This is a genomic window from Aliinostoc sp. HNIBRCY26 (genome assembly GCF_050235535.1).
Classification (GTDB): domain Bacteria; phylum Cyanobacteriota; class Cyanobacteriia; order Cyanobacteriales; family Nostocaceae; genus Trichormus.
Map to the genome: position 1 here is coordinate 3761023 of NZ_CP189852.1, position 16767 is coordinate 3777789.

Annotated in this window: 13 protein-coding genes; 8 read left to right on the forward strand and 5 right to left on the reverse strand. The window is 41.1% G+C overall.

Annotation, left to right across the window (positions count from 1 at the left end):
• Positions 1–8 precede the first annotated feature (8 nt).
• The 5 genes from ACQFX9_RS15995 (at position 9) to ACQFX9_RS16015 (ending at position 6507) form a co-directional block, all read left to right on the forward strand.
• Entirely contained in the window at positions 9–1379 is a 1371-nt protein-coding gene (locus ACQFX9_RS15995; protein ID WP_427156909.1) for a cytochrome P450, read from the forward strand.
• 259 nt (positions 1380–1638) lie between these two features.
• Positions 1639–3000, forward strand: coding sequence for an MATE family efflux transporter (locus ACQFX9_RS16000; RefSeq protein WP_427156910.1), 1362 nt, complete (start codon positions 1639–1641; stop codon positions 2998–3000).
• A gap of 164 nt (positions 3001–3164) precedes the next feature.
• Positions 3165–4037 (forward strand): SDR family oxidoreductase, encoded by an 873-nt coding sequence (locus ACQFX9_RS16005; RefSeq protein ID WP_427156911.1) that lies wholly within the window; start codon positions 3165–3167, stop codon positions 4035–4037.
• A gap of 14 nt (positions 4038–4051) precedes the next feature.
• Positions 4052–5089, forward strand: coding sequence for a methyltransferase (locus ACQFX9_RS16010; protein ID WP_427156912.1), 1038 nt, complete (start codon positions 4052–4054; stop codon positions 5087–5089).
• Between the two features lie 284 nt (positions 5090–5373).
• Positions 5374–6507 carry a substrate-binding domain-containing protein gene (locus ACQFX9_RS16015; protein WP_427156913.1) on the forward strand — a complete coding sequence of 378 codons (1134 nt, stop codon included), beginning with the start codon at positions 5374–5376 and terminating at the stop codon, positions 6505–6507.
• A 108-nt stretch (positions 6508–6615) separates the two neighbouring features.
• On the opposite strand, the gene ACQFX9_RS16020 is transcribed toward ACQFX9_RS16015, so the two are convergent.
• From ACQFX9_RS16020 to ACQFX9_RS16030, 3 genes are all read right to left on the reverse strand, one after another.
• Positions 6616–7782: a pyridoxal phosphate-dependent aminotransferase gene (locus ACQFX9_RS16020; RefSeq protein ID WP_427156914.1), complete on the reverse strand. Its 1167-nt coding sequence runs from the start codon at positions 7780–7782 to the stop codon at positions 6616–6618.
• Positions 7783–7984: 202 nt separating this feature from the next.
• The gene (locus ACQFX9_RS16025; protein WP_427156915.1) at positions 7985–8329 is read right to left on the reverse strand and encodes a hypothetical protein; all 345 of its coding nucleotides are present in this window, start codon (positions 8327–8329) and stop codon (positions 7985–7987) included.
• Positions 8330–8427: 98 nt separating this feature from the next.
• Positions 8428–9510 (reverse strand): class I fructose-bisphosphate aldolase, encoded by a 1083-nt coding sequence (locus ACQFX9_RS16030; RefSeq protein ID WP_427156916.1) that lies wholly within the window; start codon positions 9508–9510, stop codon positions 8428–8430.
• A gap of 460 nt (positions 9511–9970) precedes the next feature.
• Between ACQFX9_RS16030 and ACQFX9_RS16035 the strand changes: the two genes are divergently transcribed.
• The 3 genes from ACQFX9_RS16035 to ACQFX9_RS16045 all read left to right on the forward strand — a co-directional run bounded on the left by ACQFX9_RS16035 (position 9971) and on the right by ACQFX9_RS16045 (position 15210).
• Positions 9971–12946, forward strand: a complete 2976-nt coding sequence (locus ACQFX9_RS16035; protein ID WP_427156917.1) for a GAF domain-containing protein — start codon at positions 9971–9973, stop codon at positions 12944–12946.
• Positions 12912–14150: a hybrid sensor histidine kinase/response regulator gene (locus ACQFX9_RS16040; protein ID WP_427156918.1), complete on the forward strand. Its 1239-nt coding sequence runs from the start codon at positions 12912–12914 to the stop codon at positions 14148–14150. Before ACQFX9_RS16035 ends, ACQFX9_RS16040 begins: the two co-directional genes overlap by 35 nt.
• 265 nt (positions 14151–14415) lie before the next feature.
• Complete coding sequence (locus tag ACQFX9_RS16045) at positions 14416–15210, forward strand: ADP-ribosylglycohydrolase family protein (protein WP_427156919.1); 795 nt, start codon at positions 14416–14418, stop codon at positions 15208–15210.
• 168 nt (positions 15211–15378) lie between these two features.
• On the opposite strand, the gene ACQFX9_RS16050 is transcribed toward ACQFX9_RS16045, so the two are convergent.
• Both ACQFX9_RS16050 and ACQFX9_RS16055 read right to left on the reverse strand, forming a co-directional pair.
• Positions 15379–16083, reverse strand: a complete 705-nt coding sequence (locus ACQFX9_RS16050; protein ID WP_427162910.1) for a precorrin-2 C(20)-methyltransferase — start codon at positions 16081–16083, stop codon at positions 15379–15381.
• A 1-nt stretch (position 16084) separates the two neighbouring features.
• The gene (locus ACQFX9_RS16055) at positions 16085–16711 is read right to left on the reverse strand and encodes a precorrin-8X methylmutase (protein WP_427162911.1); all 627 of its coding nucleotides are present in this window, start codon (positions 16709–16711) and stop codon (positions 16085–16087) included.
• Between the last annotated feature and the right edge of the window lie 56 nt (positions 16712–16767).

A 16767-nucleotide genomic window follows, 5' to 3' on the forward strand; every position in this document is an offset into this window, starting at 1 on the left:
AACCTATTATGAATCTCCCTCAAGGCCCAAAACTCCCCGCTTGGTGGCTGAGAATGCAATTTACAGCCGATCCTCTGCGTTTTCTCGATCAAATGAATCTGCGTTATGGTGACATTTTCACCATTATGTCTGAATCTACACCCCTAATCTTTGTCGGTAATCCCCAGGGGATGAAGCAGGTTTTCACCAATACAACGGAAATCATCGCTGCTGGAGAGTTGAACGCAGAATCAGCCCCATTGGTGGGGAAAAACGGACTACTTCTACTTGACGGTATACGCCATAGATCCAGACGCAAATTGCTGATGTCTCCTTTGCACGGTAACAAGATAAGAGCCTACGGACAGCAAATTTGTGATGTCACCGAAAAAGTCATGAATCAGCTACCCTTGGGCAAATCTTTTTTAGCCTACCCCACCATGCAAAAAATTACTCTAGAGGTAATTTTAAATACTTTATTCGGCTTACATACAGGCGATCGCTACGAGCAACTTAAACACCTGCTAAATAATCTCATGAACTATGCGCGATCGCCCTTTGTCGAAATCCCCTTATCCTTCCCCTTTTTACAACAAGACTTAGGGCGGTGGAGTCCTTGGGGTTACTTTCGTTATCTGTGGCGACAATTTGATCAACTGATTTATGCGGAAATTAGCGATCGTCGTCAGCAACCAAACCCCAATGCTAATGATGTCCTCTCTGAGTTAATATTTGCCCGCAACGAAACAGGCGAATTATTAACAAATGAAGAAATACGCGATTTATTTCCTTCATTATTATTCGGTGGTCGAGATGCTTCCGCAACTGCAATAACTTGGGCATTATATTGGCTCCACCGTGAACCACAAATCCGCGAAAAATTGCGCCAAGAAATCAATAATTTGGGTGAATCTCCCAACCCCATGAGCATTGTTGAACTCCCTTATCTCAATGCTGTCTGTAATGAAATCTTACGAATTTATCCCACTCAATTCGTCACATTTCCCAGGATAGTAGAATCAGCAACTAATCTCATGGGCTATAACCTAAGTCCAGGAGCAATCATTATCGGTTGTATATATTTAACACACCAAAATCCAGAATTATATCCACAACCACAGCAATTTCGACCAGACCGTTTTCTAGAAAAACAATACTCTCCCTACGAATTTATGCCCTTTGGTGGCGGTACTAGGCGTTGTCCTGGAGAAGCTTTAGCTATGTTTGAAATGAAACTAGTATTAGCAAAAATCATTTCTCGTTATCAATTATCCCTAACCCATACACAACGAGAAAAACCCCAACCCCAAGGTGCAAACTATCCCCCAGCCAGTAAATTAAAGATGGTATTATGCAACATTCAGCAACATCAACCGACACAAGAGGCTGTGAGTTGTTAGTGAAATCTAGTACCTAATTTATGCAATTCTACAAATTACAAATACCTGATTTTTTTTATAAATACAAAAAATACCCTGTCTTCCAGAGTAATTTATCCATTAGCGGCTAATTATGACACAATACGGTTCAGTTAAGGTTAAAAACTAAAACTGCCGTAGGTTGGGTTGAGGAACGAAACCCAACATTATCAAGGCTTTGTTGGGTTTCGCTGTCGCTCAACCCAACCTACTATTCTTCTTAACTGAACTGTATTGAATTATGACTACAGAAACACAATCACCAGTTACTCATGAAATACTCAATGATAATCTCATTTCATTGATGATAAAATTTACCATTCCTGGCATTTTAGGAATGTTATTGCTTGGCTTTAATAGCTTCTTAGATGCCTTATTTGCCGGACAACTAATTGGTGAAACAGCATTAGCCGCCATATCTTTAGCCGTACCACTTACTTCTCTAGTGATTGGTTGCGCTCATTTAGTAGGAGTAGGTTCAGCCTCAGTTCTCAGCCGGGCGATTGGTTCAGAAGATACCAAAACTAAGTCGAGAATTTTTGGCACTTTAGTTATTATGAGCGTGATTATTGCTGTTTTTATCACCCTTTTAGGTTACTTTTTTAGCGATAAATTAATTGCCTTTATGGGAGGAGAGGGAGAAGTAGCCGCAGCCGGAGCAGAGTATTTTAGAATCTACACATCAGGTTCAGTATTTTATATTTTAGCAGTTGCCTCCAGCCAGTTGATTAAATCCGAAGGCAAAATTCGCCTGGCTATGATTTTCGCGGGAATATTTGCTATTCTTGACGCTATTTTAAATCCTATATTTATTAGTGTTTTTAATTTAGGAATTGGGGGAGTAGCCTTTTCCACAGTTATTTCTATGGTAGTTTATAGTATTTTAAATATTAGCTATTTCCTTTCTAATAAAAGTTCGATTCCGGTTAATCCTAAAAATTTTACTTTAGCAATAGATTTACTACCAGCAATTTTATCTGTAGGATTTACCGCCCTATTAATGGAAATTATTAGCTTAGTAGAACAGTCTGTAATTTATAAATCTATTGCTCAATATGGCACTGCACACGATATTGCTGTTGCTGGGGCAACCCTGAGAATATATGCGTTAGCATTTATCCCCGTAGAAGGATTTGTGCAAGCCTTACAGCCTATAATTGGCATAAATCACGGAGCTAAAAACTATCACCGCCTCAAGCAAGCATTTTTCACATTTAGTATTGGTGCAACACTGTGCTTAGGATTAATTTGGTTGCCTTTACAATTATTCCCAGCAACATTCCTGAGAATTTTATTACCAACTATTAGTTTTAGCGGTGATGATTTATTTAACTTTCAAATTGTCAACTTTCTACTGCTGATTTTACCATTAGGATTTTGCAGTGTCACGTTATTTCAATCCATTGGCAATGGCAAAGCAGCAGGTTTCTTGATTCTCTCTAAAACTCTTTTCTTCCTGATTCCATTTGTATTGATATTGTCTTCATATTTTGGTGTTAGAGGTGTATATTATGGAATGTTATTAACAGATTCCTTAGTAGTATCAATTGCTTTATTAATCACTGGATTAGAGTTTAAAAAACTTAGCATTCAGAAATTGTAGGGTGCGTTAAAGCAACGCGCAACGCACCGCATGATCATGGTGCGTTACGGCAATTTATACTGTCGCTTATACCCCAATCCTCACAATGTAGTAACACACCCTACTATTTACTATTTACTTGATAAATAGACTTTCAACCCCGCAGATAATAACTAGAAAAATCGATGAATCAAAAAAGTAAAGGTGCCGTAGTAATTACAGGAGCATCTACAGGAGTTGGGCGAGCAACTGCGCTTTTATTAGATAAACAAGGCTATCAAGTATTTGCCGGAGTTCGTCAACCAAAAGATGCGGAATTGCTCAAGTTAAATTCATCTGGTAATTTAACTCCAGTAATTCTTGATGTCACCAAAAAAGAACAGATTAAAGCTGCCACAGAAATTGTGACATCATCCATTGGTGAAAAAGGATTAATGGGATTAGTAAATAACGCCGGTATATTAGTAGATGGCCCATTAGAATATTTAGACATCGATGAACTAAGATGGCAATTTGAAGTTAATGTTATTGGACAAGTAGCTGTTACCCAAGCCTTTTTACCAATGATTCGCCAAGCCAAGGGCAGAATTATTAATATTGGCTCAGTTTCTGGCAAAATCTCGTCACCATTTTTTTCAGCTTTGTGTGCTTCTAAGTTTGCCTTAGAAGCATTAAATGATTCTTTAAGAATGGAATTACATCCTTGGGGAATTGAAGTAATTTTAATTGAACCAGGCTCAATTGCTTCCACCGCACCAGATAAAGTAGAAGCAAGTTTACAAAAAAAATTAGCTAATATGTCACCTACTGCTAAAGCTATGTACGGTGATATTTACAAGTTTTCTTTGGAGCAGTTAATCAAATCAAACCGTATGGGAGTACCACCGGAAGAAGTCGCAAATGTGATTCAAACAGCCTTAGAAGTCAAGAAACCGAAAACTCGCTATTTTGTATCTAACGAAAAATTAATGCTAGATTTTCTCATGCTTTTGGCGAAGATTCTCCCAGACAGGGTTTGTGATGCTATTCAACTCCAAGAATTGGAATTAAAAAATTAGTATAGAGGTTAATCATGACTGTATCAGAATCTATCTATGCACCCAGCAATACACCATTTCAAATGACAGCAATGGAATGGATACACGCCTACTGGATGTCGCGGTGTGTTTACGTAGTGGCTAAACTTGGCATTGCAGATTTACTTAGTGAAAGTCCTCAACACTGTGATACGTTGGCAAAAGCGACTGACACCCGTAGTGATGCCTTATATCGCATCTTGCGAGCCTTAGCTAGTGTGGGCATTTTTGCAGAGATTAAACCGCGTTATTTTGGGTTAACTCCATTAGCAGATAATTTGCAAACTAACCACCCTGAATCAGTGCGAGCTATGGCAATTTTACGGGGTGAGGAGCATTATTACAAAGCTTGGGGCGATTTGATGTACAGTTTACAAACTGGAGAAAGTGCCTTTGAGCGTTTGTATGGCATGGATTTGTTTGAGTATAATGACCGAGATTCTACCCAAGGTGAAATTTTCGATCGCGCAATGGCAGAGTCTGAAGAGGAAAATTCTCTAGTATTAGAGGCTTATGATTTTTCCTCTATTGATAAGTTAGCTGATATTGGTGGTGGTAAAGGTCTTTCCCTAGCGACAATTCTCCAAGCCTACCCCAGTATGACAGGAATACTATTTGACCGTCCAGATGTAGTTGAGCGGGCTAAAAATTCCTGGGATTTAGCTTTGAGGAATCGCTGCGAGTTTATTGGCGGCAGTTTCTTTGAGGAGATTCCCACAGCAGCAGATGCGTATATTCTCAAGCATATTATCCAAGATTGGGACGATGAGCGATCGCTCACCATTCTCCAACGCTGTCATCAAGCCATGAAACCACAAAGCAGATTGTTGGTAATAGACTTTGTAATTCCTCCAGGTAATGAATTTTACGGCAGTAAGTTTATAGACGTAAATATGTTAGTCATGTGTCCTGGCGGACGCATCCGTACTGAAGAAGAATTTCACAAGCTATTTCAAGCCGCAGGATTCAAAATTACACAAATTATCCCAACGGAATCCGAGGTGAGCATTATTGAGGCAATTAAAATTTCTTGACATCGGCAAAATAAACTCCGCGTTTCCAGCACACCCATTCTCGGATTGAGAGAAATTCACCGAAGCCAGCATCTAAGGTAGGTATTCAATATACACCTTGGATGTTGGCTTTTCGTTGCATATTATGTCCGCTTATACCGTTTCTTGATGAGGCGCAAGTAAACTAGCAATTTGTATATTAATCTTGACATATGAATCATCAAAAAAACAAAAGGCTGTTAGATAATAGATGAAAGACGGGTAAATTCGCCACGGCTTTGTGTAAAAGTAAAAAGAAATAGCCAATGAAGCAGGATAGCGGCCTCCTCAATAACTTAAAGTCCATTAGAACGCGCTTAGGGATGAGCCAGCAAGATTTAGCCAACATTGCTGGTGTGACGCGGCAGACAATTAGTGGTGTAGAGTCAGGACAATATGCTCCTTCAGTAGCGATCGCACTTCGTGTAGCTAAGGCACTCGGTTGTCAAGTGGAGGATCTATTCTGGTTAGACCAAGATTTACCGCAAATTGAAGCCATACTTGCAAAACCCGTACCCAAAAATCAATCTCTCCGCCTCAGTTTAGCCAGGGTAGGAGGACAATGGATAGCTTACCCCTTATTAGGTAAAGATGCCTTTCGCCAAGATATGATTCCGGCTGATGCAGAGGGCATCTGCCAAACAGGTAGCGGCAAAGTAGTTCTAAGGCTGTTAGATGATAACTTAGCAACACTGCACAACACAGTTGTCATCGCTGGTTGCTCCCCTGTAATTGCACTCTGGGCAAGAGCTACGGAACGCTGGCATCCACAGTTAAGAGTACATTTTACCTTTGCCAACAGCATAGATGCCCTGCAAAGTCTATGTAGAGGTGAAGCACACATTGCGGGAATGCACCTATATGATCCCAAAACAGGGGAACATAATGTACCGTTTGCCCGTGAAGTCTTGGCAGGAAGGGAAGCGGTTTTAATTACTCTGGGTTTATGGGAAGAAGGGTTGATAGTACCATCGGGTAATCCCAAGGGTTTTAAAACCCTCAGTGATGTAGTAGCGGCAAAAGCAACTATAGTTAATCGTGAAATTGGTGCTGGTAGTCGAATGCTCCTAGAACAACAACTACAACAAGAACAGATACCATTTACTGCCGTGAAAGGATTTGAGCAGATTGCTACTAGCCATCAAGATGTTGCTCAAGCTGTGGCGTTAGGGTTGGTAGATGCAGGTATTAGTACAGCATCTGTAGCGACAACTTTTGGTTTAGGATTTGTGCCTTTACATCAATCAAGATACGATTTAGTCATTCTCAAGGAGTATTTAGAAGAAGCACCCATACAACAGTTGTTGAGTACCTTGGGTCATCGGATGGTTCACTCACAATTAGAAATTCTGGGTGGCTACGATATTACAAAAATTGGGGAAGTTGTGGCAACGGTTTAGAGTCATGTCGCTTTACTCCTAATTCCAAATTCCAAATAAAAAAGGTTGAAAGCTAAAACTTTCAACCTAGATTTCTCAGTCAACAAATAGAAAATGAGAAATGATTAACTAAATCCGAGAAAGCACAAACTTTTCTAACCTATCCATGCCCTTTTCAATGGTGTTTAAATCCGTAGCATAGGAAAGGCGAATGTTGTTATCAGCACCAAAAGCAATTCCAGGAATTACAGCTACTTGATGGGCTTCAATCAGCGCATCACAGAATTCCAGGGATTTTAAACCAGTTTTGCTGATGTCGGGGAACAGGTAAAACGCGCCGTCTGGTGTGGGACAACTCAAGCCGGGAATGGCGTTGAGTCTGTCTAACATCACTTGTCTTCGTTTGGCGAAGGCTTGAAGCATTTCTGCGACACAATCTTGGGAACTTTCTAAAGCGGCGATTGCCCCATATTGAGCAAAGGTACATACATTTGATGTACTATGCCCTTGGATGGTGCTAGCGGCTTTGATAATTTCCACTGGCCCCGCTAAATAACCCAGTCGCCAACCAGTCATGGAGTAAGCTTTGGCAAATCCATTACTAATTAAGGTGCGCTGAAAAATTTCCTCACCTAAAGAACCGATGCTGATATGTTCTGCACCATCGTAGAGAATTTTTTCATAAATCTCATCAGATACCACATATATATCTGCATCAACTATTACCTTTGCTAAAGCTTTGATTTCCTCTGGTGTATACACCATCCCTGTGGGGTTAGAAGGGGAATTGAGGATAAATAGCTTTGTTTTGGAGGTAATAGCTTGTTTTAATTGCTCAGGGGTAATTTTATAGCCTGTAGCAGCATCTGTTTGGATAATTACAGGTTTCCCGCCTACTAATGTCACCATTTCTGGGTAACTGAGCCAGTAGGGTGCAGGGATAATTACCTCATCACCAGGGTCAATTAATGCTGCCATGAGGTTATAAAGAGAATGTTTACCGCCATTGGTGACAATCACATTCTCGGCTTTGTAGTTGAGACCATTATCCGATTGCAGCTTGTGAGCGATCGCTTCTCTTAACTTTGGTTCACCTGCGGCTGGGCCATACTTGGTTTTACCTGATTCCAAAGCTTGAGCTGCTGCTGCTTTAATGTGCGCTGGGGTATCAAAATCCGGTTCACCAGCACTAAAACTACAAACGTCTATACCCTCTGCCTTCATCGCCTTAGCTTTCGCGGCGATCGCTAAGGTGAGTGAAGGTGTTACCTGACTTACTCTTGCTGCCAGCTTCATTCTTACTCTATTTGGCAAATCTTTCACTTCTCTTAGGATATCCCAGAATTTGTCTCAAAAATAGAGACTAGTAAAAAAAGATCAAGTTTCCGATTTCGCGCCTGTTACTGAATGTCGGAGAATTGATAGTAGCAACAAAAGACAAAAGGAGATAACTTTCACTGCATTATTGTAAGATTTGGTACATTCTTTTCTAGTAATTTTATCGGCTAGACATAGAATGTTTTTGTTGTTTAATCCTGCCTAATTCTAGAGGATTAACTTCTCGGCTTGGCTTACCATTCTCAAGATAATCATCGCTGCTTCTGGTGATGTGTTTTCTGTTTTTGGCTTTGTAGTAGGGGCTAGTAGGCTCTGTATATCCTATGCGGCGTTGTTGATGGGTGTAATAAGGTGTAGCTAATTCTGCTTTGTGGTCTCTAACTGAATAGTAACCAGCAGCATCAACAGAGTTTGTAGGTAAACCCAGCAGCCAAATTAACCCAATTAGCATTCCTAAGATGATATTACATTGCCACTGATTGAGTTTATTTTTGATTATCAACATTGAAAAAATCCCCATTCTGTTCTTACACAAAGTTAGATAATTTTCAATCTTACTAACGTCTTTCTTGGGACAGGGATTGGGATGCCTTTTACCTTTAATCACGCTATTGTGATCTCTGGCGATAAATAAACATCCTGAATAGCGTGAAAAAGTTTCACACCTTCTTCAAAAGGTCTTTGAAAAGTCTTTCTTCCTGAAATTAAACCTGTACCTCCAGCACGTTTATTAATTACGGCTGTACGCACAGCTTCAGCAAAATCGTTTTTCCCGGAAGCACCACCAGAGTTAATTAAACCTGCGCGTCCACAGTAGCAATTTAATACTTGATAACGGGTTAAATCGATGGGATGGTCACTGGTTAATTCTGTGTATACTCGCTGGTCGATTTTGCCGTAACTTTGACCTGTGGCTTTAGCTACTGCTTCATAACCATGATTATTTTCTGGCAGTTTCTGTTTAATGATGTCAGCTTCAATGGTCACACCTAAATGATTAGCTTGTCCTGTCAGGTCAGCTGCAACGTGATAATCTTTATCTTGTTTAAAAGCATTATTTCGCAAATAACACCAGAGTATAGTTACCATCCCCAATTCATGGGCATATTTAAAAGCTTGACTGATTTCTTGAATTTGTCTAGTTGATTGTTCGGAACCAAAGTAAATAGTTGCACCAATGGCGACTGCACCTAAATTCCAAGCTTGTTCGACATCAGCAAATAATACTTGGTCGAATTGATTCGGAACCGTCAACAATTCGTTATGGTTAATTTTGGCGATGAAAGGAATTTTGTGAGCATATTTACGCGATACACTCCCTAATACTCCTAAAGTTGTAGCTACAGCATTACAACCTGCGGCGATCGCTAATTTGATAATATTTTCTGGGTCAAAATAAATAGGATTGGCTGCAAAAGAAGCACCGGCTGAGTGTTCAATCCCTTGGTCTACTGGCAAAATTGAGAGATAACCTGTATTCGCTAACCGCCCACTAGCATAAAACTGCTGGAGATTACGCAAGACTTGGGGATGGCGATCGCTATTTAACCAAACTCGGTCTATAAAGTCAGGCCCCGGTAAATGCAGTAAATCTTTAGAGACTTTGGCTGTATAGTTGAGCAAATTTTCGGCTTCATTCCCCAATAATGACTCAAGAGAATTACTTTCTATGAGTGTGGCAGTCATAGCATTTTCCTCTCATGTGAGCAAATGACTTTGCCCTTAAGATAGCACTTTGCTATTAGCAATCATCTGGTAATTATATTTATCGATTTATCTCTAAATATGTATTTATCTGACAATACTATACAAAAATATACTAATAAATTTATTTTAGTTGATAGAGCAAATGGCATATCTTGATTTTTTGATAAATCAGGATTTTGATGATTAATTAATCTATCTTGAGGAGGAATTCGTCTGCACTGGACGGGCAATCAGCCCATCCTACAGGACATGAATAATGTAATATTTCAGACTAGCCATGCCACTCCGTATACTATATACGCTGAGATTTTTTCTCTAAATCAGATGCAGAAGTTAATTGAGTTTTTTCATAAATGAATTAGTAGCCTATTGAATAGGGAATTTTGTAGCAACATCCCGTAGGGTATGCGTGAATTTTTTGTTTCCCAAAGGGGTTGATATGAGCCGAGATAGCCTGTTGCCGAGAATTTTGTTAATTAACTCTAACCCTGTAGAGAGTGATTGGATAATCACAGCACTCTCCCAAAAATTGCCGGGATGTGAAATTGAGGAAATTTTGAATGTAGAAGATTTAGCTCAGGCGATCGCTAATGGTAACTTTGATTTAGTCATCACTGATGAAAATTTACCCTGGACAACCGGAATCGATGTGCTAAAAACTATAAAAGAGCATCGTCAGGCTTGTCCTGTGATTATGTTTGCAGATTGTGATCATGTCGAGACTATAGTGGCAGCCATGAAAGCAGGGTTAGATGATTATGTGATCAAATCTCCCCATCAAATTGACAAATTATTACAAGCAATTGAGCAGGCTAGACAGAAAATTTCTCTGGATGATTCCCCAGCTACAACAACAGCCTGGCAAAAATCACAACAACCGTATCAAACCTTAGTAGAAAATTCCCCTGACATTATTGTACGCTTCGATACACAACTACGGCATCTTTATGTTAGTCCGTCTGCGACAAAAATTACCGGGATGCCAACAAGGGCTTTTTTGGGTAAAACTTGCGGTGAGTTAGGCATATCAGCAGCAATTGTGCAAGCTTGGGAAAAAGCCGCCCAAACCTTGCTCACAACTGGGGAAAAACAGACTATTGAATTTGAATTTGAGACACTTAACGGCATACGTAACTTTGAAGCAGCGATCGCTCCAGAGTTGAGCCATGACAACATGATTGAATCAATATTATGTATTTCACGGGATGTCACAGATCGCAAAGTAGCAGCACAAGCCTTAAAGCGTCAAGTACAGCAAGCACAAGCTTTAAATCGAGTAGTGCAAATTATTCGCAGTTCCCTAGATTTACAGACGATTTTTTCCACAGCTACAGCAGAAGTCACACAATTATTAGCAGTCAATCGAACTTCCATTATTCAGTATTTACCAGAACAGCAAATTTGGAAAGTTCTAGCAGTGCATCGCTTAGATGAATCTATACCAGATACCATAGGTATAGAAGTTCCTGATCAGGGAAACATATATACAGCCCAACTCAAACAGCAGCAAGTAGTGCGAATTAATGGCGTAGATGAAATTAATGATCCCATCCACAAACAACTAGCCCAGAAATTTACTCAGGTGTGGCTATTAACACCCATTAGCGTTAACGGTAAAGTTTGGGGTAGCCTATCACTCACCAAACCAGAAAGTGAAAGTCCCTGGAAAGATGAAGAAGTAGAACTATCAAGGAAAGTTGCTGATCAATTGGCGATCGCAGTTCAGCAAGCACAACTCTATCAACAGGTGCAGCAAGAACTCAGGGAACGTCAACAAGCCGAAGCCGCCTTACAAAAACTCAACCAAGAACTCGAACAACGAGTTGCAGAACGCACGCAACAACTCCAGCAAGCCGAAGCCAGATTCGAGCAAATTTTTCACGCCTCACCCTATCCCATCGTGATTACGTCTTTGCTAGATCAACGCTTTATTGAAGTCAATGAAGCATTTTGTCAGCTTTTCGGCTATTCCCGTGAAGAATTAATCACCCAACCTCCAGAGAAATTCACTTTTTTTGCTGATCCAGTCTATGGGGGAATGATTCGTCAGCAAATATTAGCTAAGGGTAGTGTACGTGATTTTGAATGTACCATCTGCACTAAAACTGGAGAGATACGCACTTTTTTAGCATCAGCAGAATGTATTTATGTAGACGGAATTCCCTGTTTTCTCACCACCGGTAACGATATTACAGAACGCAAACAAGCAGAAGCCGCTAGACAACAACAAGCCAGAAAAGAAAGGTTATTGAGGCTAATTACCCAAGAAATTCGCCAATTTTTAGATTTAGATGCCATTCTCACCACTACTGTCACCGAAGTGAGGCATACATTGAGTGTCAATCGGGCGGCTGTTTATCGTTTTCATCCCGATTGGAGTGGGAGTTTTATCGTTGAGTCCGTTAGTAAGGGGTGGAAAAAGCTTGTAGGTGCAGATTTTCAAGAGGTTTGGGAAGATAGTTATTTACAACAAACCCAAGGAGGCAGGTATAAAAATCATGAAACCTTTGCTGTGAGTGATATTTACACCGTGGGACATCAAGATTGTCACATCGCACTTCTAGAACAATTTCAAGCCAGGGCTTACGCGATCGCTCCCATTATTTGCGGAGATTGTCTGTGGGGCTTGTTAGCAATTTACCAAAATACTGCCCCCCGTAATTGGGAAGCCTGGGAAATTGAATTACTAGAACAGATAGGGAATCAATTAGCAATTGCAATTCAACAATCAGAACTTTATGGACAACTGCAAACAGAACTACAAGAACGCAAAGAAATTGAGGAAAAAATTCGTACTTCTTTAAAAGAAAAGGAGGTGTTGTTGCGGGAAGTGTATCACCGAGTCAAAAATAATATGCAGATGGTTTCTAGCTTATTAAGCCTACAGACCAATAGCATCAAAGACCCAGCTGTACTGAAGTTACTCACCGAAAGTCAGCGTCGAGTCAAAACAATGGCATTAATTCATGAACGACTTTATCGTTCTAAAAATCTATCGCGCATTAATTTTGCTTTTTATGTTCCAGAACTAGTGGGAAATTTAGTGCAATCCTACACTACTGTTGATTCAGAGATCCAGGTCACATTAGAAGTAGCCAATTTAGAACTAGACTTAGATACAGCTGTTCCCTGTGGCTTAATCATCAATGAATTAGTATCTAATGCCCTCAAGTATGCTTTTCCCCAGCAAAAAGGTGAAATCACCCTACAATTCTGGCTAGAGGATGAGACTGACTATTATTGCTTGGTAGTAAAAGATGACGGTATTGGCATTCCTGCCGATTTTGATTTTCAGTGTACTACATCACTAGGAATGCAACTAGTATATGGACTAACAGAACAAATTGGTGGTGAAATTCAGTTAAATCGGCAACGAGGCAGTGAATTTAAGATTCGCTTTCAAAGAAGGTCGTAGTATGGCACAGACAGTTTCCAATTCTAGTATTTTGATTGTTGAAGATGAATGGGTGATTGCCCTAGATATCAAACAACATCTTCAAAGATTAGGTTACAGAATCGCTGGAACTGCCAATTCGGCACACAAAGCTTTAGAACTGGTGACGATCAATCAACCAGATTTGGTGTTAATGGATATTTATTTGCAAGGTAACACCACAGGGATTGTCGCAGCCCATCAGATATTACAACAATTCAACATACCTGTGGTGTTTCTCACCGCTCATGCTGATGAGTCTACATTAAAAGAGGCGATCGCAGTCCATCCTTATGGTTACATTGTCAAACCATTCGAGGAGCAGGATTTAAGTATTGCCATCCAGGTGGCTCTAGCTAATCATCGCGCCGAACAAGCCATCCAGCAAGCCTTAGCTCAAGAAAAACGCCTCAATGAACTCAAATCACAATTTGTTTCCATTGTGTCCCATGAATTTCGCAACCCCTTAAGTTCTTTACTGATGAGTTTAGAACTTTTGGAAGAGCCAAGTTCCCTCACTCCTGAACAGAAACTAGCTCACATTGGACGGAGTAAACAAGCTATCAAGCATATGGCAAAACTGATCACAGATGTTTTAGTTGTCGGTCAATTAGAGCAAGAACAGTTTCATTGTCAACCCACACTGATAGATATTCACTATTTTTGTTCTAGTCTCATAGCAGATTTAGAGTCTTACTCACCCACCGCCAATAGAATGGTATTGAGAGTGGAGGGTGGGACAACAAGTATGATGTACAGTGCTGACCCCCATTTATTGCAACACATCCTGACGAATTTGCTCGAAAATGCCATCAAGTATTCACCAGCAGACAGCACTGTCACCTTGGCCTTACAATGTCAGCCAAACCACATCGAATTTCAAATTATTGACCAGGGTATTGGGTTAACATCTCAAGATATGGCTAAATTATTCACACCGTTCTACCGAGGACTTAATGTTGGTAAAACTCCAGGGACGGGTTTAGGTTTATCTATTGTCAAAAAGTGCGTCGATGTTCACGGCGGCGAGATTACAGTCTCTAGTGAAATCAATGTGGGAACAACATTTACAGTCATTATTCCGGCTGTCAGGGAGGAAGCTAATACCAATGCAAAAAGCCCTGCTGATTCGCATCATGTCTCAGAGAAAAGGCTTGCACCTACAAAGTTCAGAATTCAGAATTAAAAAATATACTATCACGTTGATGGCGGGGGGCAGGGGGAAAACAATTGTTTTGCAGGAGATAAATTTGGATAGTTTATTTTCTGGAAGTTCCATAACGACGAACCAGGACTTTGCGGAATGCAACTTTAATTGAAAGATGGTGATAAAGTAATTCTCAACCATCAATTAGGTGAGTTGTCAGAACGAATTTATACTGGAGCAATTCCATATAAAGCCTGATTCTGACTGGAAAAACTCGCTTAATATTACAATACAGTTAGGGATTATGCTGGGTGCGATCGCTGGTGATATTATTGGTTCAGTCTATGAAGGTTATGGTCTAAAAACTAAAGATTTTCCTTTATTTGGTAGACAGTCCCGCTTTACAGATGACACGGTGTTGACTGTGGCGGTTGCAGATATGATTCTGCACACTGACCAATTTCCCTCCAGTAGTTTGTATATTGACCAACTTCATTGGTATTACAATCGTTACCAATATGCAGGCTACGGTCGCAACTTCAGCAATTGGGCTAAGTCTCACAGTCGCCAACCATACAACAGTTTTGGTAATGGTGCAGCTATGCGTGTTAGTCCTATTGGTTTTGCTTTCGACGATTTAGAGACTGTGTTAAGGGAAGCTAAACACAGTGCAGAAGTCACCCATAATCATCCTGAAGGGATTAAAGGCGCGCAAGCTACCGCCGCCGCGATTTTTTTGGCGCGTCAGGGTTATCATCAAACGGTGATTAAATCCTACATTCAGGCTAACTTTGGTTACAACCTCGAAGCCACCCTAGACCAAATTCGCCCTACATATCAATATGATGCTAGTTGTCCAGGTTCTGTCCCCCAAGCCATTATCGCCTTTCTAGAATCCACTAGTTTTGAAGATGCGATTCGCAATGCAGTTTCTCTGGGTGGCGATAGTGACACCATTGCTTGCATTACAGGTGGTATTGCTCAAGCTTACTATGGTGGTGTCCCACAAGCGATCGCGCAACAAACCTTAGCCCATCTTGATGAGTATCTCTGCACCATTACAGAAAAGTTTATTGATAAATATTGTGGGGGTAACTAATTCAAGGTTTGTAGAGAGAACTAAAGTTCTCTCTACGAGATACTCCGTGAACAAAAAAGGACTAAAGTCCTTACTACGAACTGAATCAATTTGTTTCATCGGCGTTTATCTGCGTTTATCTGCGTTTTTTATCTAAATCTCATACACTACTTTAGGCTTGACACGCTACTACAGTCGATTTTTAGTCGGTATGACAATCATCGCAAAATAAGGCACTTCTGCCGGATTAACCTCATCTAAGGGGACAATCCTTTGCTGGGTCATTGTGGCGCGTTCAATATACAATGCCCTTGATGCCAGTCCTAATTGATGCAGAATATCCCGCACTTTAGGAAAATGGCGGCCGAGTTTCATAATAGCTGCGGCATCGGTGGTCAGCAATCGTGAGGTGAGTTCTTCAGCTGGGAGAGGTGCAGGTAAAACAGTGAGGACATCGTTGTAATAGGTGAACGGTACACCCAATGACACCGGACAGGCCATTAATGAAGAAACTCCAGGTACTACTTCCGTTTGGTACTGTTCTGATAAGCGTGTAAATACATACATAAATGAACCGTAAAAAAACGGGTCGCCTTCACACAACACTACAACATCCCGTCCGGCGGCTAAGTGTTCAGCGATGGGTGCAATTTCTTGGTCGTAGATGTCTTTGGCTGTTTCTGGTTCTAAGGCGCGGGGGAGATGATAGGCGACTTCGATTTGTTCGCCTGTGAGATACTGGGCAACAATTCCCCTGGCTATACTTTCTTTATCTGTGGCTGATTGATAGGCGACTACGGGGGCTGCACGTAATAATCGCAATGCTTTCAGGGTCAATAATTCGGGATCTCCTGGCCCTACACCAACCCCATACAGACGACCTTTGGCTGTCATATTATTCTTCCTCCGTTGCCAGGGCGTTAACGGCGGCGGCGGCGATCGCACTCCCTCCGCGCCGACCATGTAAAGTTAAAAATGGTACATTGCGGCTATCTGCGGCTAATGCGGCTTTGGATTCGGCTGCACCCACAAACCCCACTGGGAAACCCAAAATTACCGCCGGTTTGGGGTATCCTGCGTCTAACATTTCTAGTAATCTAAATAATGCTGTGGGTGCGTTACCAATGGCGACGACTGACCCTTCTAGGTAAGGTTTCCAGAGTTCCAACGCCGCCGCCGACCTAGTATTTCCCAATTTCTTCGCTAATTCTGGGACTTCTGGCTCGTTGAGGGTGCAAATTACCTCGTTATTAGCTGGTAAGCGTTTTCTCGTCACCCCGTCAGCTACCATCCGACAATCACACAAAATCGGTGCGCCTGCTGCTAGTGCTTTCCTAGCTGAGTTTACTGCCGTGGTGGAATATCCTATATCTGTAACTATATCCGTCATCCCACAGGCATGAATCAGCCGCACTGCCACTTTTGCTACATCTGGCGGCAGGATATCTAAATTGGCTTCTGCCCGAATGATGGCGAAGGAATTACGGTAGATTTCATTAGCATCGCGGATGTAGTCGGGCATGGAAGGACGAGAAAGTAATTGTTGGAGTTGGTTGGGTGTGTGGCGGTTGGCAAATT

Coding starts and splice junctions, on each gene's coding strand:
- ACQFX9_RS15995 (WP_427156909.1), top strand. CDS start 9: ATGAATCTCCCTCAAGGCCCAAAACTCCCCGCTTGGTGGCTGAGAATG.
- ACQFX9_RS16000 (WP_427156910.1), top strand. CDS start 1,639: ATGACTACAGAAACACAATCACCAGTTACTCATGAAATACTCAATGAT.
- ACQFX9_RS16005 (WP_427156911.1), top strand. CDS start 3,165: ATGAATCAAAAAAGTAAAGGTGCCGTAGTAATTACAGGAGCATCTACA.
- ACQFX9_RS16010 (WP_427156912.1), top strand. CDS start 4,052: ATGACTGTATCAGAATCTATCTATGCACCCAGCAATACACCATTTCAA.
- ACQFX9_RS16015 (WP_427156913.1), top strand. CDS start 5,374: ATGAAGCAGGATAGCGGCCTCCTCAATAACTTAAAGTCCATTAGAACG.
- ACQFX9_RS16020 (WP_427156914.1), bottom strand. CDS start 7,782: ATGAAGCTGGCAGCAAGAGTAAGTCAGGTAACACCTTCACTCACCTTA.
- ACQFX9_RS16025 (WP_427156915.1), bottom strand. CDS start 8,329: ATGTTGATAATCAAAAATAAACTCAATCAGTGGCAATGTAATATCATC.
- ACQFX9_RS16030 (WP_427156916.1), bottom strand. CDS start 9,510: ATGACTGCCACACTCATAGAAAGTAATTCTCTTGAGTCATTATTGGGG.
- ACQFX9_RS16035 (WP_427156917.1), top strand. CDS start 9,971: ATGAGCCGAGATAGCCTGTTGCCGAGAATTTTGTTAATTAACTCTAAC.
- ACQFX9_RS16045 (WP_427156919.1), top strand. CDS start 14,416: ATGCTGGGTGCGATCGCTGGTGATATTATTGGTTCAGTCTATGAAGGT.
- ACQFX9_RS16050 (WP_427162910.1), bottom strand. CDS start 16,083: ATGACAGCCAAAGGTCGTCTGTATGGGGTTGGTGTAGGGCCAGGAGAT.
- ACQFX9_RS16055 (WP_427162911.1), bottom strand. CDS start 16,711: ATGCCCGACTACATCCGCGATGCTAATGAAATCTACCGTAATTCCTTC.